Source organism: Pseudomonas sp. USTB-Z (assembly GCF_019691255.1).
GTDB lineage: Bacteria > Pseudomonadota > Gammaproteobacteria > Pseudomonadales > Pseudomonadaceae > Aquipseudomonas > Aquipseudomonas alloputida.
The window spans coordinates 72,136-88,564 of the sequence record NZ_JAECZP010000012.1 but is presented as its reverse complement, the minus strand read 5'-3'; the positions used below and the strand labels follow the sequence as shown (position 1 = coordinate 88,564).

Below are 16,429 nucleotides of genomic sequence, written 5' to 3'. Positions count from 1 at the left end.
CGAAGGCAACTTTTTCTCTTTTCCAAGTTACTTCGTGACACAATTTTGTCCTCTACCTCGAGAGTGACCCATGGACACCCTGCAAAACATGCGTGCTTTCAGTTGCGTAGCCCAACTCGGCAGCTTCACTGCCGCTGCGGCGCAACTGGATACGACCACCGCGAACGTGTCGCGGGCAGTCTCCAATCTGGAAGCCCATCTGCAAACAAGGCTGCTCAACCGTACCACCCGCCGCATTGCGCTGACCGAAGCCGGCAAGCGCTACCTGATGCGTTGCGAACAGATTCTTACCTACGTCGAAGAAGCCGAGGCCGAAGCCAGCGACGCCCATGCGCGCCCGGCCGGGCAGTTGAAGGTGCATTCGATGACTGGGGTCGGCCAGCACTTCGTGGTCGATGCCATCGCCCGCTACCGCGAAACGCACCCGGACGTGACCTTCGATTTGACCATGGCCAACCGCGTGCCCGATCTGCTCGACGAGGGTTATGACGTCTCCATCGTGCTGGCCACCGAACTGCCCGACTCAGGGTTCGTTTCGCAGCGCCTGGGCATCACCTACAGCATTGTCTGTGCCTCGCCCGCCTACATCGCCCAGCATGGTGTGGCGCACAAGCCTGCCGACCTGCTCAAGCACGCCTGCCTGCGCATGGTCAGCCCGGTCATACCGCTGGAGAAATGGCTGTTCGATGGCCCGGAAGGCCAAGAGATGGTCAACATCACCAGTTCGCCGTTCATGGTGAATACCGCCGATGCCATGAAGACTGCGATCCGCAGTGGCATGGGCGTAGGCGTGCTGCCGATCTATTCGGCTATCGAGGGCCTGCGGGACGGTAGCCTGGTGCGGGTGCTGCCCGAGTATCGCCTGCAGGAGCTGAACCTGTATGCCATCTATCCATCGCGGCAGTATCTGGATGCCAAGATCAAGACCTGGGTCGAGTACCTGCGCAACTCGCTGCCAGAGATTCTTGCCGCGCATGAGGCAGACCTGAAAACCCACCAGGTGCTGATCGCCAACTAAAAAGCTGCTGCATTGCGGGGGCTGACAATGGTAGGTTGCTAACCATTGATTTCGCCTGTTCCGCCCCTTTCGCGGGCAAGCCCGTTCCTGCAAGGCACCGCGCCCCTGTAGGCGCGGGCTTGCCCGCGAAGAGGCCGGCACAGCCCCACCCCGCCTAGCAGAGAAGTTGCCCGATGAAAAAGACCGTCCTGGCCTTCAGCCGTATCACCCCGGCCATGGCCGAGCGCCTGCAGCAAGACTTCAACGTGATTCTGCCCAACCCCAAGCTCGGCGACATCAACGCCCAGTTCAACGAAGCCCTGCCTGAAGCCCATGGTCTGATCGGCGTTGGCCGCAAGCTCGGCAGGGCGCAGCTTGAAGGCGCGGCCAGGCTGGAGGTGGTGTCCAGCGTGTCGGTCGGCTATGACAACTACGACCTCGACTACTTCAACGAGCGCGGCATCGCCCTGACCAACACCCCCGACGTGCTGACCGAAAGCACCGCCGACCTGGGCTTCTCGCTGATCATGGGCTGCGCCCGGCGCACCGCCGAGCTGGATGCCTGGACCAAGGCCGGCAACTGGCAGGCTACCGTGGGCCCGGCCCACTTCGGCAGCGATGTACATGGCAAGACCCTGGGTATCGTCGGCATGGGCAACATTGGTGCAGCAGTGGCACGCCGTGGCCGCTTCGGCTTCAACATGCCGATCCTGTACAGCGGCAACAGCCGCAAGACTGCGCTGGAGCAGGAGCTGGGCGCGCAGTTCCGCAGCCTGGATCAGTTGCTGGCCGAAGCCGACTTCGTGGTCATCGTGGTGCCGTTGTCCGATGCCACCCGCAAACTGATCAGCAGCCGCGAGCTGAAGCTGATGAAGCCGAGTGCGTTCCTGATCAACATTGCCCGTGGGCCGGTGGTGGATGAGGCGGCGCTGATCGAGGCGCTGCAGAATGGCACCCTTCGCGGCGCGGGCCTGGACGTGTACGAGAAAGAGCCGCTGAGCGACTCGCCGCTGTTCAAGCTACCCAATGCGCTGACCCTGCCGCACATTGGTTCGGCTACTGCCGAAACCCGTGAGGCCATGGCCAACCGGGCGATCGACAACCTGCGTGCGGCGCTGCTGGGCGAGCGGCCGCGGGACCTGGTGAACCCGCAGGTGTGGAAGGGCTGACCGTTTTGGAGTGCCTGGGCCGGCCCCTTCGCGGGTAAACCCGTGCCTACAAAGGGTGTGCACTGCCCTGTAGGAGCGGGTTTACCCGCGAAAGGGCCGGCCCAGGCAACCCATCACCTATTTGGCTACCACAACACCCCCAGCCACCCTGGCCCGGGGCTTGCGAAACACCAGCACATTCCCCGCCATCACCGCCACCAAGCCGAGCAAGGCCGGCGCCGTCCATTGGTAACCCTCAGCCACCGCCGACACATTCAACGCCACCAACGGGAACAGCACCGTGCAGTAAGCTGCCCGCTCCGGGCCCAGGCGCCCGACCAACGTCAGGTAGGCAGTGAAGGCAATCACCGACCCCGGCACCACCAGGTACAGCAGCGAACCGATATAGCGCGCATTCCACTCCATGCTGAACGGCACGCCGCTGACCACACAGAACACCGCCAGCATCACCGCCCCATAGACCATGCCCCAGGCATTGGTGGTCATCGGCTTGAGGCCGGCTTTCTGCTGCATGCTCGACAGCAGGTTGCCGGCCGAGAAGCACAGCGTGCCGAACAGGGCCAAGCCAAGGCCGTACAGGGTTTCGCGGCTGGCTGCGTGATGCGACAGCTCCGGCCAGAACAGCAGGCCCAGGCCAAGCAAGCCCAAGGCACCCCCGCCAAGCACATTGCTGGCGATTTTCTGGCCGAAGAAAAGGCGAGCGTTAAGCGCGTTCCACAGTGTCGCGGTGGAGAACACCACCGCGATCAGGCCGCTGGCGATCCACTGGCTGGCGCTGAGGAAGCAGATGAAGTTGACGCAGAACAGGCACAGGCCCTGGGCCAGGCAGATCTGGTGGCCACGGCGGTTCATGGGTTGCAGCCGGCGGGTAAGCAACAGGAAAGCAAACAGGATCAGCCCGGCCAGGGCGAAGCGGTAGACGATCGACACCGGGATCGCGACCACGCCCAACTGGAGTTTCAGGGCGATCCAGGTGGTGCCCCAGATCAGGACGGTGAGCAGGTAGAGTGACAGGTTCATGGTGGCGGTTCCTTGGGCCTTTGGAAATCGGTGCCCGGCGCTTCGCGGGTAAACCCGCTCCTTCAGGGATCACCAGTGTTCTTTCGATCGGCCTCTGTCTGCTTGCACGAACTTGCGCTTTTCTTGCGCCGGTAGCTGTCACTCGATCCAGGGCGCAGTAGGATGGCAGGCAAGAGGACCCGCCAATGACGCCACTCACCCAGTTGCAAGTGTTCAACGCCATGCATGCCTCGCCCAACGCCAGGCTGGAGCTGAGCGCGCACCTGGGCGACGGACTGGCGGCAGCGTTGTGGAGCAACCGTGACGATGCGCGCGACTACCAGGCGCCTAGCCATCACACCCTGTCGTGCTACATCGCCGACGGCACCGGCACCTTCCGCCGCCAGCGCCCGGCCGACAAAGGTGCGCCCGACAAGCTGTGCGTGATGCCGGCCGGGCAGGAATCGAACTGGGTCGTCAATGGCGCGATCCGCCTGGCACACCTGTATATCAGCGAGGCGCAGTTCGCCCTGGGCTGTGTACGCCTGCTCGACCGGGAACCGCGCGAGCTGCAACTGCAGGAAGCGACCTTTCTGGACGACCCGCAGCAGGCTGCCCGCTTCCATCAATTGATCCAGCTGGACTGGGACGAGCCCGGCGAGCGCCTGCTGGCCAGCAGCCTGGCGCACGAGATCGTTGACCATGCGCTGCTCAGCCAGGTCGGGTTGCGCCAAGGCCTGCGCCTGAAAGGCGGGCTGGCGCCAAACCTGCGCCGACAGCTGGTCGACTACCTCGAGGCACACCTGGACCAGCCCATCACCCTGGAAGAGCTGGCGCTGCGCTGCAATCTGTCCGAATACCACTTTGCGCGCATGTTCCGCGCCAGTTTCGGGCTCCCGCCGCACCAGTATCTGCTGGCCCGGCGGCTGCACCGGGCGTGCCAGTTGTTGCGGCTGGGAGTAATGCCGCTGGGGGAGATTGCCTTGTTGTGCGGGTTTGCCAGTGCCAGCCATTTCAGCAACCGGTTTCGCCAAGCCCTGGGGGCAACACCTGGCGAATACCGCAAGGCCTTTTTCATCTGAAACCGGGGCCGCTCTGCGGCCCCATTTGCCTAGAACTCGAAGGTGCTCGACAAACTGACCTGCCGCGCATCGCCAATCGCCACAAAGTACTGGTTCACCGCCGAGCTGTAATACACCTTGTCGAACAGGTTCTTCACGTTCAGTTGCAGGCGCACGTTGTGTTCGTCGAGTTTGGTTTCATAAGTGGCAAACGCATCGGCAACGGTATAGCTCGGCAGGTCGAAGGTATTGGTCGCGTTACCCGAACGCTCACCCACATAACGGGCGCCGGCACCGAAGCGCAGCCGGTCACCCCCGAACAGGCTGCCAAAGTCATACACCGCCGACAGCGAGCCGCTGTGCCGGGCCACGTTCTGCAGGCGATTGCCCTCAAGATCAGGGTCCTTGGTGACCTTGGCATCGGTCAGTGCATAGCTGCCGATCAGGCTCCAGCGCTCGCTGATCTGGCCGGTCACGTCGAGTTCCACACCGCGTGAACTGACCTCACCCGCATTGCTGTAGACCGTCTCGCTTGTGACGGCGTCAAAGTTCGAGACCAGTACATTGCGCTTGGTGATATCGAACAATGCCAGGGTGCCTGTGATGCGGCCTGGCATGTCGAGCTTGGCGCCCAGCTCCCACGACTTGCCCTCCTCAGGTGCCACCGAGGCGTCGAGCACGACATTGCCGGTCAGCGGCGCGATGGTCGAGTTGGGCTTGAACGACTCGCTGTAGCTGCCATAGAACGAGAGCTGGTCGTCGACTTTGTAAACGATACCGGCGTGGGGTACCCAAGCCTGGCCACTGATGTCGGTATTGGCCTTGAACGGGCGACCGCGGCCAGCGTACTGGTCGTACTGCTGGAAACGCGCACCTGCTACAAGGATCCAGTGCTCATCGAGGTGCAGCGCGTCCTGCACGAACAGCGCATCGGTGCGCAGCTTGTCGGTCTGGTCACTGTCGCTGGCTCGCACGTTGGTGCCCTCCACTTCCTGTCCGTAGACCGGGTCCAGATAACTGAACGTGGACTGTGGCGTCTGGCGAATCAGGTCACCGCGAAAGATCTTGCGGTCTTCATGGTCGATGCCGAACAGCAGGTCATGCTGCATCCCCGCCAGCTCGACATTGCCATTGAGACTCAGGGTCACGAACTGGTCACGGCTCATGGCGTTGTGGGTGCCGTCGATGCTGCGTGTCAGCGTGCCTTGGGTTTCGTTGACGCCGGTCACGCGAACCTGGCTGGCATCGTAGGTCTCACGATTGAAGCTGTAGCCGAAGTGCAGCTTCCAGTCATCGGCCAGCTGATGGTCGACTTCCAGGCGATACAGGTCGGAGCGCCCTTCCATGTCGTTGAACGGCTCGTCCAGGCGGCGCGTGGCAGGGATGTTCAGCGGGTGGCCGTTGTTGCCGAACGCGGTGCCACGGTCGAACGGATAGAGAAATTCACGGTGCTCGTAAGCCAGCACCACCTGGGTGTCTTCGCCCAGCCAAGCCAGCGACGGTGCCACCAGCGATTCGCGGTGCACACCGTAGTTGCGCCAGTAGTCCTCGTCTTCGTGGTCGACGACCAGGCGGTAGGCGAAGTTGCTGTCACCCAGTGCGCCCGTGCTGTCGAGCCCGCCACCGCTGCCGTTCTTGCCGCTGCCATAGGTCGAGCCGCGCACCGTCAGGGCGTTGTACTGCTGCAACTGCGGACGCTTGCTGACCACGTTGATGACCCCACCCGGGTCCTGGATACCGTACAGCAGCGAGGCAGGCCCCTTGAGCACTTCAACCCGCTCGGTGCTGGCGTTGAGGTTGCGGCCCTGCACCACGGGCATGCCATCGCGCATGATCGAGCCGTCGCGGTTGTCGCCAAAGCCACGTTTCATCACCGTGTCGGATGTGCCGCCGAAGTTGTTGCCCTGGGTAATGCCGCTGACGTTGGCCAGGGCATCATCGAGGTTGCGCGGGGCCTGGTCGCGGATAACCTGGGCCGGTACCACGTTGACTGCCTGAGGGATGTCCTGGTTCGGGCCCTGTCCGCGCATGATCGAAGCGCTGGCCGGGGGCTGGTAGCTGTAGTCGTCCAGTTGCGAGGTCACGGTGGTGGCCTGCAGGTTGAGGGCACCGGAGGTGTCTGCAGGTTCGAGGGTCAGGGTACGTGCGTCGACGCGGCGCCAGGCCAGCCCAGCGTTGCCCAGCAGTTGTTGCAGCGCCTGCTCGGCGCTGAACCGACCCTTCAGCGCTGGCGCTTGCACGCCCGACAGCTCGAGGGTGTAGACCACGCTCTGGCCAGTGGTGCGGCTGAAGGCGTTCAGGGCCTGGGCCAAGGGTTGGGCCGGCTGGGCGAAGGCATAGGCCTGCAGCTGCTCGGCCGCGGTTGCCAGGGGGGCGACAGCGAAGGCCGGGAGCGCAGCAAGGCCGAACCAGAGAGGGACGCAACGCGGGGAGAACTTCATGGACGCTGACCTGTGAGGGGGTGATTATTGCGAATCAATCGCACTTTCACTCATTACACGGATGCCACGTGCTGTTACCTCACCTTGCCTGGAAATATTTTTTGCTGTGCCGGCCTCTTCGCGGGTGAACCCGCTCCTACAGGGGGGCGCGCAACGCTGTAGGGGCGGGGTTACCCGTGAAGAGGCCGGCACAGGCAACTACCGAATCAGGGTCAAACGCCCCAACACGGTCTGCCGTGAAAAACCCATCACCTTGCCCAGCGAATCCAGCGCCAGCAGCGGCTCGGCCACCGGGAAGCTGCCGCTGACCTTGCGCTGCCCCAGGTCACCATCGAGCAACAGGATACGCCCCGGGTAATATCGCCCAAGGTCTTCGATCACCTGCGCCAGCGGCACCTGGTAATAGTTCAGCCACCCCTGGCGCCAGGCCAGGCGGTTTTCGCTGTCCACCGCCAGGGTGTCGCCTACCCTGCCTGCGCGGTAGGTCAGCTGCTGGTTGGCAGTCAGTTCTCGCGCCACAGTGCCCTGCGCGGGGCTGACGCCCACACGCCCGCTGCGCACCGTCACCTGGGCACCCTCGCCTTGCTCACGCACCTCGAACTGGGTGCCGAGCACCCGCACTTCGCCGCCGGCAGCTTCCACCAGGAACGGCTCACCGGTATGGGTAACCTCGAAGAACGCCGCGCCATGCAGCAACCGCACACGGCGCTCACCCTGGGCGAAATCGACCGCAATGGCGCTACCGGCATCAAGCGTCACCTGTGACTGGTCGGCCAAGGTCACCTGGCGAATCTGCCCGGCACTGCTGTAGTCCGCCTGCAGGTCCTGCAACCAGTACCCCGGGTGCCAACCACCAGCGACGCCCACGGCCAGCACCAGGCAGGCTGCCATCGCCAGCCCTGCCACCCGCCGCCACCCGCCACGAGCCGGTGGTCTGGCCATGGCATCGAGGTAGCGCTGCAGGGCGTCCTGCTCTTCGTCCGCCAGCCGCGCCGCCGGGGCGGCGCTTTTCTGCCACAGCACCTGGGCCTGGTCGTAGGCTGCGCGGTGTGCGGGTTCGGCCAGCAGCCAGCGCTTGAATGCCGCCCCTTCGGCTTGCCCGGGTTGCTCGTTGATCCGGTTGAACCATTGCAGGGCAGCCTGAAACTGCGCTTCGGTGATCGGCGGTAAACGGCTCATCGACGGGCGCTCCCTGGCCGGCGTGGGGTGGACGCGGGCTCGGCAACACTCGCCTTGCACGCTTCGAGGGCGCGCATCATATGCTTTTCCACAGCGCTCTGTGACAGCTGCATGGCTTTGGCGATCTCGCTGTACTTGCAGCCGTGAATGCGGTTGAGCAGGAAGATCTGCCGGGTGCGTTCGGGCAAGGCACGCAAGGTGGCCTCGATACGCTGCAAGTCGTGATCGACCTCCACGGCCTGCTCAGGGGCCTGGGCCAGGCTCGCCTCGCTCACCGGCACAGCCGCTTCGGCCACGCGTTCGCGGCTACTCTCGCTGCGCAGGTGGTCTATGGCCAGGTTGCCCGCGCAACGCAGCAGGTAAGTGTCCAGCGCCTCGACCTTGACCTCGGGGCGACGCCAGAAACGCAGGAACAGCTCTTGGACCAGGTCCGAAGCGGTGACGCGGCAGCCGACCCGACGGCTTACCAACGCCTCCATACGCGCACGCTGGGCCTGGAACACCTGGACGAAACGCGCACGCGCGCCTGCGCTGTCAGCGTCAGGTTCGATGATATCCCTCGGCTCGCTCACAGGGATCACGCAGCAGATACGGCCAGCAGGGGGCCCAGCACCACGCTGACGGCAGCCAGACCCAGGAGCAGACGAGGCTGGTAGGGCAGGCCGAACACCCACAGTGTTACCCCGGCCATCATCACTGCGGTCCACTCCACCAGGCCGAGGGCCCAGCCACGCTGGTGCACGCTGAGCACCAGCGACAGTATCAGCAGCAGCCAACCTGCGACACGCAACAGGTGCAAGTGGCGCGGGCGCGGCTTGCGCCCGAGCAAATCGCTGAAATGCTTTTCCATCGCCAGGCACAGGGCAACGAAGCCTGCAAAAGCGATCAGTGCGTTACCCAGCATCAGCTCGCCCCCACCGTTTCAATGCTTGGCTTTTTTGTCGCACGCGCCGCGCGCTTGGCTACGGGGGTTGGGCTGGCCAGCATCTTGTGGGCCAGCCAGGCCAGAAACAGGCCAGTCCCCAGGGCTGTCAGATCGAAGCCGGCCATGGCCCAGTCCCCCTCCAGTACCGAATGGTTCAAGCCCCGGTCAGTCGTCAGGCCATTGAGCAACGGCAGCAGCGCGAAGGCCAGCGCGCCCAGCGCCAGTTGCTCGCCCCAGGCCTTGCGCCCGCTACGCAGCACGGCGTGCACCAGCGACAGGCCCCAGGCGATGAAGAAAGCATGGACCTCCCAGTCGGCCCGGCCTTCGACAGCCATGGGCACCAGGCGGTTGGCCCAGAAGAAGCTCGCCACCGCCAGCAACAAGCCACTCATGCTGGCCATATTGAGCACTTCGACCAGGCGCAGCTCCCCTGGCACAGCTCCGCTCTTGGCGTGCTTGAGCTGGCGCTTGCCCAACCACATCACCAACCCGGTACCAATCACCGCCGTACCGGCCACACCAAAGAAGAAATACAGCCAGCGCAGCCAAGGCCCGGCAAAGTTACCCATGTGCAGGCCGGCGAAACTGAAGGCGGTCATCATTAAACCGCTCTCCGGCTTGCCCTGGCTCAACAGCGCACCACTGGCCCCATCGAATGTCCAGTTGGCGCTACGCCGATAAGCCACGTGGTCGGCTGCCGATTGGGTGAAAGTAACGCGGGCATTGCTGTCGCCCGGGTTCTGCACCTGGATGCTGCCAACACGCGCCCCCGGCTGCAGCGCCTGCACCTTGGCGTACAGGCTCGGCAACGCTACCAGCGGCGTGGCCACCTGGGCCGCCTTGGGCGCATCGTTGCGGCCAAACAGGTCGTTGAAGTACTTGTCGGTGTCATTGCCGTAGCTGGCCATGATGCCCGCCGGCATCACCATGTACATGAACAGCACCAGGCTGCTGTAGCTGATCATCAGGTGGAACGGCAGCACCAGCACGCCGATGGCATTGTGCCCGTCCAGCCAGGAACGCTGCCCCTTGCCAGGGCGGAAGGTGAAGAACTCCTTGAAGATCTTCTTGTGGGTAATGATGCCGGTGACCAACCCCAGCAGCATGATGAAAGCGCAGAACGTCGAGAGCCAACGGCCAACCGGGTAAGGCATCTGAAGCTGGAAGTGGAAGCGGTAGAAGAACTCACCACCGCGGCTGTCACGTGCGTCCACCGGCTGGCCGGTCTGGGTATCGAGGGTTTTCCTGACAAAGCCACGCGGGCCGCCACTGGGGTCGCGGTAGCCCACACTCAAGGCGGCCTCCCGTTCGTTCGGCATGCGAATGAACCAGGTACTCGAATGCCCTGCATTGTCCTGCAGGTAACGTTGAGCTACCGCCAGGCTATTGATCGGGTCCAGGGCATGGCTGCGCACTTCAGGCTGTGACCAATGAGTGATTTCTTCCTTGAAGTACGACAGCGTGCCGGTAAGGAAGATGGCGAACAACAGCCAGCCGAAGATCAGGCCGGTCCAGGTGTGCAGCCAGGCCATGGCCTGGCGGAAGCCTTCTTTCATGCGTTTTTCATCCAGTAGGCAACGCCGCTGATCACGCCCAGCAGCAGGCTCGGCGCCAATACGCCCAACCAGGCACGCCAGGCGCTGCGGCAGGCGAAACACCAGATGAACGCCAGCAGGTAGAAGACGAACGACAGCAGCAGGCCGGTGAGCGTGGCATCGACCTTGGGCAGTGGCGCCAGCAAGGCAATACAGACGCTCGCGAGGGACGCCAGCAGATAGCCGCCCAGCAGCGCGGCCAGGCTACGGGATGTCACGGCCAGGCGATAGCTGAGCGGGAGGCCGGCGGTTTTGCGCGTCATGGCGAGGTCCGGGCGTTCTTGGGGCTGCAATAATAATGATTTCAATTCTCATAAGCAAAGCCCAGCCCCCGCTACCCATTTGGCCGTACGCGCCACGCGTCACGGTAAGCCCATTTGCAACAAGAAATTTATTTTCAAAAAGGGCTTGAATTCATTCCGCAGTTGCCTGACCTTAGAGTCAAGAGGCGCAGAAATTCCAAGGGTCTCAAGGGCCTAGGCGCGTCTCCATGCGAGCAAGCTGAATAAGGATTGAATCATGCAAATCCAGGTCAACAGCAGCAACGATTTCGACGGTAACGCCCGGCTCGACCAGTGGGTCCGCAGCACACTGCAGAACTCGCTGGAACGTTACGAAGAAGACCTCACCCGCATCGAGGTTCACCTGCGCGACGAGAACGGCGTCAAGCCCGGACCGCATGACAAACGCTGCCAGATGGAGGCTCGCCCGAAAGGCCACCAACCGATTTCCGTGACCCACACCGCCAGTTCGCTGGACCAGGCAGTCGACGGTGCCGCCACCAAGCTCAATCACGCGCTGGAGCACTTCTACGGCAAGCTGCGCAGCAAGCGCGGCGTCTTGGAACTGAGTGACCCGGACGCCTGATCGGCAATGCAAAACGCCCGGCCTTGAGCCGGGCGTTTTCGTTTGTGCCGATCAATGGCGCTGAACCAACGTGCGAACGTCCCGGTCAACCTCTGCATTCACTCAACGCAGAAGCAAGACCATGAACAACCCATTCGAACGAATCAGTGCTGCATTCGCCCCCGAATACCGGGTGAACCTGAGCATTGCAAACCTCGACGGCAGTATCATGCTGACCCTGTCCGAAGACGCCGGCGTGGTCGCCAAGCGCCTCATCACCCCGGCCCAACGCAACGACCCGGTGCGCCTGCAACGGGTGATCGACAGCATCCGCCTGGGCCTTGCGATCGAACTCAGCCAGAACCCCCTGCAAGTGCTGGCCGCGCTGACCCGTGACGCCCGCCACGAGCCGCGCCATTTCATTGCCAACTGAGGGCTACTTGCCCTCCTCCACTGCCTTGCCGTTGGCGTCCAGCACCTTGGTCGAGGGGTAGCGGTACGAAGCGTAGCGCACCACCAGGATCGAGAACGCCAGCAACAGGATGCCGCCGCACAGGTACAACAGCCCTTCATCGGGTGCCTTGTGGTGCGAAACATCGCCGATCAGCAGGCGAGTGAGCGCGGTGATTGCCACGTACAGCAGGAAGCGGATCGGCATGTGGTTGGTCTTGAAGTAGATCCCCACCATCGCCCCCAGCTCCAGGTAGATGAACAACAGCAGGATGTCATCGACACTGATCCCGCCCTTGCCCAGCATGTCCAGGAACGTCACCACCGCCGCGTAGGCGGTGATCGCGCCAATGCCGAACAGCGCCAGGTAATGGAACGCCTCGACGCACAGGTTGCCCAGCGAGTCGGCCGAGCCGTGCAGGCCCTTGCGCAGTTTTTCTGCCCATTTGATGTTCACGATGTTCCATTCCCCGATACGTCTTTAAGGATGATGCGTCGCTGATGTGACGCTTGTGCCATGCAGTTAAAGGGCCAAGCCCCTGTCTTGGAAGGCGACCGATTGCCGCAAGACACCTTGAGGCGTGGCGCATTGCAAAAAAGCACGCCGTGCTTGGGGAAAAATCAGATTTAACCCCTTCCTTGTAGGGCATTTCCCAAAGATACTCCCTGCCATTGTGGCGTTCGGGCATGCGCACTAGTCTGGGGTCGTCGCTGCCAATCAGCGACCGGCTTTGACAGGCCGCCCTGAACTAACCACATGGCTTTGCCTTTATGGCAGCTGTCATGGGGCACCTCGTGTGCGCCGGCTTTTGGTTCTGTTCACCGGTCTGTCAACCCATGTACAGCTGCCGCCTCATTGTTTGACAGCAGGAGGTGGTGGCCCCAACTTTGAACAGGCCTTCACCATGCTGAAAGTAGTTCCCGATCCACCCCATAACCCCCATTCCCTCGAAGACACCCTGATCCAGGCCACCGACTACGCGTTGTGCGCAGCCACCGTGGTGCATCAGGCGTTGCTGCTTCAGCCCAAGTCACCGGTTTCGATCCTGATGATGACCTCGATGCATGAGCTGGAGGCGCTGCGGGCTCTGCTTGAGTCGGCACTGGTTCAGGTGCAGATGCACGCTGAGCCCAGGACTTCGCACTAAGGCTGGTTAATGTGCCGGGAGGGCCGGCCTCTTCGCGGGCTCGCCCGTGAAACGGGCGGCCAGGCACTCGAGAAACTTCAGGGGATTGAACAATGACAACAGAAGACACCCAATTCACCGTCGGCAAGACCACTTTCTATCAAGGCGAAAACAGCACCCATCCACTGTTCCGCATCGAGCCCGGCATCCCCTGCAGGGACGCCCGCGAGCAGTCGTCGGAATTGATGGGCTATGTGCGTGAATTGACCATCACTGGCCTGATGGAGGAGAAGCCCATGATGATATGGGCCGCCCATTATCTGAGTGCCATGGCCAAGGCGCTGATGGATGATGCCGAGTTGGGCATGAAGCAGTGAGGATTTCGCTTCAGGTTGGATGAAGGCCTCTATGTGTTTGCCGCAGCAGTTTCAGCGCCTGTGAGATCGAGCCCCGCCCGCGCGGCGCACCATTGTAGGAGCGGGTTTACCCGCGAATAGGCCGGACCTGCCGGCCAATATCTCCCGGTCATTCACCGTCGCAGCCGCCACCGCATTCGCGGGCAAGCCCGCTCCTACATCTGTTTCGAACCAATTGTTCCTGGCAAAGGCGCACCCGCAGCGCTCGGTCTGTGCCACGCTACAATTTCTGCTTGCGAACCAACCAGCATTGCCATTACTGTATATAGATACAGTAAACCGCAACACAACCAGCAAAAAGGCATAGAGGTGATGAATGGCCGTCGAAGTGGTGTACCGCAGCAGCCGCGACCCGGAGCGCTTGTTCATGGATAAGGCCGAAGCAGACCGTCACGACAAAATGCTCGAGCTGGCCGAGCGCCTGGCCGAAGTGCTGCACAAGGCGGTGCCGTCGCTGACCGAGCAGCAGGTCGAGGAAGCCGGTATCTACATGGCGAAGAACCGCGATGTGTTCGCCCGGGCGTTCAAAAGCCAGCCGGATGCATTGGCCGAATTGCTTGAGGGTACTGCTGCCGAGTGATATCGCCCGAGGTGTGCGGGTTTACCGGCGAAGTGGCCAACAACGCCATCAGCAACCTTCAGCCATACAACAACCGCTCCGCCAACATCTGCGCCACCCTTGCCGGCGAACGCTTCTCCGCCTGCGCATGGCCAAACACTTCGGTCAGCCGTGAAGGAATCCGCGCCAGGTGCGCAGTAATGGTGCCTTGGTCTTCGCCACGGTGGGTGAGTGCCACATAGATCAGCCCACCGGCATTGATCACGTAGTCAGGTGCATACAATATGCCGCGCGACTCCAGCTGGTCTGCCACCTGCAAGGTCGTCAGCTGGTTGTTGGCCGCCCCCGCCACTGCCGCACAACGCAGTTGCATCACGCTCTGCCCGTTCAGTACCGGGCCCACGCCGCAGGGTGCAAAGATATCGCAAGGGGTACTGATCAACGCATCGTTGGTCACCGGTTTGGCATCGAACTGCTCCATCGCCAGCCGCACCCGCCCCGGGTCAAGGTCGCTGACCAGCAGCTCCGCGCCCACCGCATGCAATTGCTCCGCCAGTGCATAACCGACATTGCCCAACCCCTGCACCGCTACCCGCAAGCCTCTCAGGTCATCGCTGCCCAGCCGGAACGAGGTTGTGGCACGTATGCCCGCGAACACCCCCATCGCCGCATGTGGCGATGGGTCGCCCGACGCAGTGGTGCTGGTCACGTAGGGCGTGCTGTGGGCAATGCAGTCCATGTCCAAGGTCGAGGTGCCACTGTCCACGGCGATGATGAAGCGCCCATGCAAGGTATCGATGAAGCGGCCAAAGGCCTCGAACAGCGCGGCGCGGTTTTCCACATGCGGGTTGCGCATGATCACCGCTTTGCCACCCCCCATCGGTAAGCCGGCCAGTGCTGCCTTGTAGCTCATGCCCTGGGCCAGGCGAATCGCGTCGGTCATGGCGCTTTCGTCATCGGCGTAAGGCAGGTAGCGGCACCCCCCCATGGCCGGGCCCAAATGCTCACTGTGGATTGCCACAACGGCTTTCAGGCCCGTAGGCGGGTCATTGAACAGGTGCAGTGACTGGGTACGGGTGCTTTGCATCAGCGCGAACATCGACCGGCTCCCCTACGAGGTGCTCCTTCCAGTATAGGCACGGCCTCAGCCTTGACGCCGCCGCCGGACCACTGGACGAAACCACGCGCCACGGCTAATACTCAAACGTGTGTGGAGATGCCCCATGAAGCCACGTCAAGCCTGCCTGGCCTGCCTGGAACGCGAGCCTGTCGACCTGCTGGAAGCCGCATTGTGGATTGCTGCCGAGCACGACCCGGGTGTCGAGCCCGCGGCCAGCCTTGCTGCGCTGCACGACCTGCAGCGCGAGATAAGCGCCAACCTGCCGATGCTTCCACTCTGCGAACTGGCCCAGCCACTGCTGCGCCAGCTCAATGCGCTGGGCTTTCAGCAGGATGAATATCACCCCTTGCGCCCCCATGCAGCGATGATGGACAAGGTACTGCAGCGCCGCCGCGGCCAACCACTGACCCTGGCCATCCTCGCGTTGGAACTGGCCAGGCGCCTGTCCATACCGCTGGAGGGTGTGGGCTTCCCTGGCCATTTCCTGCTGCGCGTGCCGGGTGCCGACCACCTGCTCGATCCCTGCGGCGGCCGGCGCCTGTACCCCAGCGACTGCCGCGAATTGCTGGCGCGCCAGTTCGGCCCGCACCTGGCGCTGACCGCCGAGCACCTGCGCAGCGCCAGCCCGCTGCAGATGCTGCAACGCCTGTCACGCAACCTGCGCCAACTGCACATCAGTAACGACAACCACCTGGCGGCGTTGATCGATGCAGAGCGAATCATGCAGTTGGGCCCGGTGCAGGTGAGCGACTACATGACCCGCGCCTCGCTCTACCATCATCTGGATTGCCCACAGGCCGAGCGCTTCGACCTGGAGCATGCGTTACTGCTGACGGAAGACCCGGTCCAGCGCCTGAAACTGTCCGAGCGAATCGGCAAGCTTCCGGCGACGAACCGTTCACTTCACTGAGCCGGGCTGTCCGGCTGCTGGGCGGGGTGGGCCTTGGCGAACGCCGGGTGCGCGGCCGCCAGTGCGGCAACCCGCAGAATGCGCGGGAGGCTGGCGAGGTCGATGTTGAAGCGTTCGGCCGCATACAACTGCGGGATCAGGTACACATCCGCCAGCCCAGGCGTGTCGCCAAAACAGAAACCATGATCGCCAATCAGTTGCTCCACTGCCGCGAGCCCTTGGCTGATCCAGTGGCCGATCCACTGGTTGACCTGCCCCTCATCCTGACCGGCCTGGCGCAGCCGGTTGAGCACACTGACGTTGTGCAGCGGATGAATGTCGCAACCAATGATGGCCGCCACCCCACGTACCTTGGCCCGTGCCTCGGCGGTGGCCGGCAGCAACGCAGGCTGTGGATAAACCTCTTCCAGGTACTCGATGATCGCCGGCGACTGCACCAGCACCTCACCACCGTCGGTGCGCAAGGCCGGTACGCGGCCCTGCGGGTTGACGGCTACATAGCCCTCGCCGCGCTGCTCACCCTGCAGCAGGTTGACCGGCAGGGACTGGTAAGCCAGTCCCTTCAGTGCCAGGGCAATGCGCACCCGGTAGGACGAGGTGGAACGGTAATAGGTGTACAGCTCCATACCCCTGCC

19 protein-coding genes are annotated in these 16,429 nt (G+C 63.0%); 9 read left to right on the top strand and 10 right to left on the bottom strand.

Features of this window, described 5'->3' with window-relative positions; translation table 11 throughout:
* The first annotated feature begins 70 nt into the window (after positions 1-70).
* Entirely contained in the window at positions 71-1,018 is a 948-nt protein-coding gene (locus tag I8746_RS15610; protein ID WP_003251712.1) for a LysR family transcriptional regulator, read from the top strand.
* Positions 1,019-1,191: 173 nt separating this feature from the next.
* The gene (locus tag I8746_RS15605; protein WP_004575357.1) at positions 1,192-2,166 is read left to right on the top strand and encodes a D-glycerate dehydrogenase; all 975 of its coding nucleotides are present in this window, start codon (positions 1,192-1,194) and stop codon (positions 2,164-2,166) included.
* Between the two features lie 117 nt (positions 2,167-2,283).
* Here the strand turns inward: I8746_RS15605 and I8746_RS15600 are convergent, their stop codons facing one another.
* Positions 2,284-3,186, bottom strand: a complete 903-nt coding sequence (locus tag I8746_RS15600) for a DMT family transporter (RefSeq protein WP_221100812.1) — start codon at positions 3,184-3,186, stop codon at positions 2,284-2,286.
* Between the two features lie 185 nt (positions 3,187-3,371).
* On the opposite strand from I8746_RS15600, the gene I8746_RS15595 reads away from it, so the two are divergent.
* Positions 3,372-4,247 carry a helix-turn-helix domain-containing protein gene (locus tag I8746_RS15595; protein ID WP_221100811.1) on the top strand — a complete coding sequence of 292 codons (876 nt, stop codon included), beginning with the start codon at positions 3,372-3,374 and terminating at the stop codon, positions 4,245-4,247.
* 29 nt (positions 4,248-4,276) lie between these two features.
* Here I8746_RS15595 and I8746_RS15590 read toward each other — a convergent pair whose 3' ends face one another.
* The 6 genes from I8746_RS15590 to I8746_RS15565 form a co-directional block, all read right to left on the bottom strand.
* Positions 4,277-6,667, bottom strand: a complete 2,391-nt coding sequence (locus I8746_RS15590; RefSeq protein ID WP_221100810.1) for a TonB-dependent siderophore receptor — start codon at positions 6,665-6,667, stop codon at positions 4,277-4,279.
* Between the two features lie 198 nt (positions 6,668-6,865).
* The gene (locus I8746_RS15585; protein ID WP_221100809.1) at positions 6,866-7,846 is read right to left on the bottom strand and encodes a FecR domain-containing protein; all 981 of its coding nucleotides are present in this window, start codon (positions 7,844-7,846) and stop codon (positions 6,866-6,868) included.
* Entirely contained in the window at positions 7,843-8,418 is a 576-nt protein-coding gene (locus I8746_RS15580) for an RNA polymerase sigma factor (protein WP_221100808.1), read from the bottom strand. Before I8746_RS15580 ends, I8746_RS15585 begins: the two co-directional genes overlap by 4 nt.
* 5 nt (positions 8,419-8,423) lie before the next feature.
* Positions 8,424-8,750, bottom strand: a complete 327-nt coding sequence (locus tag I8746_RS15575; RefSeq protein ID WP_221100807.1) for a DUF3325 domain-containing protein — start codon at positions 8,748-8,750, stop codon at positions 8,424-8,426.
* Positions 8,750-10,327, bottom strand: coding sequence for a PepSY domain-containing protein (locus I8746_RS15570; protein ID WP_221100806.1), 1,578 nt, complete (start codon positions 10,325-10,327; stop codon positions 8,750-8,752). Before I8746_RS15570 ends, I8746_RS15575 begins: the two co-directional genes overlap by 1 nt.
* A complete protein-coding gene (locus tag I8746_RS15565; protein ID WP_003251691.1) occupies positions 10,324-10,629 on the bottom strand; it encodes a DUF3649 domain-containing protein in 306 nt (101 codons plus the stop codon). The genes I8746_RS15570 and I8746_RS15565 overlap by 4 nt, the downstream gene beginning before the upstream one ends.
* 256 nt (positions 10,630-10,885) lie before the next feature.
* Here I8746_RS15565 and I8746_RS15560 point away from each other — a divergent pair, with 256 nt between their 5' ends.
* A complete protein-coding gene (locus tag I8746_RS15560) occupies positions 10,886-11,233 on the top strand; it encodes an HPF/RaiA family ribosome-associated protein (protein ID WP_003251689.1) in 348 nt (115 codons plus the stop codon).
* 121 nt (positions 11,234-11,354) lie between these two features.
* Positions 11,355-11,645 (top strand): DUF3509 domain-containing protein, encoded by a 291-nt coding sequence (locus I8746_RS15555; RefSeq protein ID WP_221100805.1) that lies wholly within the window; start codon positions 11,355-11,357, stop codon positions 11,643-11,645.
* A gap of 3 nt (positions 11,646-11,648) precedes the next feature.
* On the opposite strand, the gene I8746_RS15550 is transcribed toward I8746_RS15555, so the two are convergent.
* Positions 11,649-12,119, bottom strand: a complete 471-nt coding sequence (locus I8746_RS15550; protein ID WP_003251685.1) for a phosphate-starvation-inducible protein PsiE — start codon at positions 12,117-12,119, stop codon at positions 11,649-11,651.
* Positions 12,120-12,567: 448 nt separating this feature from the next.
* Here I8746_RS15550 and I8746_RS15545 point away from each other — a divergent pair, with 448 nt between their 5' ends.
* The 3 genes from I8746_RS15545 (at position 12,568) to I8746_RS15535 (ending at position 13,785) form a co-directional block, all read left to right on the top strand.
* Complete coding sequence (locus I8746_RS15545) at positions 12,568-12,810, top strand: hypothetical protein (RefSeq protein ID WP_003251683.1); 243 nt, start codon at positions 12,568-12,570, stop codon at positions 12,808-12,810.
* Positions 12,811-12,902: 92 nt separating this feature from the next.
* Positions 12,903-13,166, top strand: coding sequence for a DUF3077 domain-containing protein (locus tag I8746_RS15540; protein WP_003251681.1), 264 nt, complete (start codon positions 12,903-12,905; stop codon positions 13,164-13,166).
* Positions 13,167-13,521: 355 nt separating this feature from the next.
* Positions 13,522-13,785 (top strand): YebG family protein, encoded by a 264-nt coding sequence (locus tag I8746_RS15535; RefSeq protein WP_003251679.1) that lies wholly within the window; start codon positions 13,522-13,524, stop codon positions 13,783-13,785.
* Between the two features lie 58 nt (positions 13,786-13,843).
* Here I8746_RS15535 and I8746_RS15530 read toward each other — a convergent pair whose 3' ends face one another.
* Positions 13,844-14,863, bottom strand: coding sequence for a Glu/Leu/Phe/Val dehydrogenase dimerization domain-containing protein (locus I8746_RS15530; RefSeq protein WP_003251677.1), 1,020 nt, complete (start codon positions 14,861-14,863; stop codon positions 13,844-13,846).
* A 124-nt stretch (positions 14,864-14,987) separates the two neighbouring features.
* Between I8746_RS15530 and I8746_RS15525 the strand changes: the two genes are divergently transcribed.
* Entirely contained in the window at positions 14,988-15,794 is an 807-nt protein-coding gene (locus I8746_RS15525) for a SirB1 family protein (RefSeq protein WP_004575364.1), read from the top strand.
* On the opposite strand, the gene maiA is transcribed toward I8746_RS15525, so the two are convergent.
* Positions 15,788-16,420, bottom strand: a complete 633-nt coding sequence (gene maiA, locus I8746_RS15520) for a maleylacetoacetate isomerase (protein WP_161774777.1) — start codon at positions 16,418-16,420, stop codon at positions 15,788-15,790. The genes I8746_RS15525 and maiA overlap by 7 nt on opposite strands.
* Positions 16,421-16,429 lie beyond the last annotated feature (9 nt).

Coding starts and splice junctions, on each gene's coding strand:
- I8746_RS15610 (WP_003251712.1), top strand. CDS start 71: ATGGACACCCTGCAAAACATGCGTGCTTTCAGTTGCGTAGCCCAACTC.
- I8746_RS15605 (WP_004575357.1), top strand. CDS start 1,192: ATGAAAAAGACCGTCCTGGCCTTCAGCCGTATCACCCCGGCCATGGCC.
- I8746_RS15600 (WP_221100812.1), bottom strand. CDS start 3,186: ATGAACCTGTCACTCTACCTGCTCACCGTCCTGATCTGGGGCACCACC.
- I8746_RS15595 (WP_221100811.1), top strand. CDS start 3,372: ATGACGCCACTCACCCAGTTGCAAGTGTTCAACGCCATGCATGCCTCG.
- I8746_RS15590 (WP_221100810.1), bottom strand. CDS start 6,667: ATGAAGTTCTCCCCGCGTTGCGTCCCTCTCTGGTTCGGCCTTGCTGCG.
- I8746_RS15585 (WP_221100809.1), bottom strand. CDS start 7,846: ATGAGCCGTTTACCGCCGATCACCGAAGCGCAGTTTCAGGCTGCCCTG.
- I8746_RS15575 (WP_221100807.1), bottom strand. CDS start 8,750: ATGCTGGGTAACGCACTGATCGCTTTTGCAGGCTTCGTTGCCCTGTGC.
- I8746_RS15570 (WP_221100806.1), bottom strand. CDS start 10,327: ATGAAAGAAGGCTTCCGCCAGGCCATGGCCTGGCTGCACACCTGGACC.
- I8746_RS15565 (WP_003251691.1), bottom strand. CDS start 10,629: ATGACGCGCAAAACCGCCGGCCTCCCGCTCAGCTATCGCCTGGCCGTG.
- I8746_RS15560 (WP_003251689.1), top strand. CDS start 10,886: ATGCAAATCCAGGTCAACAGCAGCAACGATTTCGACGGTAACGCCCGG.
- I8746_RS15555 (WP_221100805.1), top strand. CDS start 11,355: ATGAACAACCCATTCGAACGAATCAGTGCTGCATTCGCCCCCGAATAC.
- I8746_RS15545 (WP_003251683.1), top strand. CDS start 12,568: ATGCTGAAAGTAGTTCCCGATCCACCCCATAACCCCCATTCCCTCGAA.
- I8746_RS15540 (WP_003251681.1), top strand. CDS start 12,903: ATGACAACAGAAGACACCCAATTCACCGTCGGCAAGACCACTTTCTAT.
- I8746_RS15535 (WP_003251679.1), top strand. CDS start 13,522: ATGGCCGTCGAAGTGGTGTACCGCAGCAGCCGCGACCCGGAGCGCTTG.
- I8746_RS15530 (WP_003251677.1), bottom strand. CDS start 14,863: ATGTTCGCGCTGATGCAAAGCACCCGTACCCAGTCACTGCACCTGTTC.
- I8746_RS15525 (WP_004575364.1), top strand. CDS start 14,988: ATGAAGCCACGTCAAGCCTGCCTGGCCTGCCTGGAACGCGAGCCTGTC.
- maiA (WP_161774777.1), bottom strand. CDS start 16,420: ATGGAGCTGTACACCTATTACCGTTCCACCTCGTCCTACCGGGTGCGC.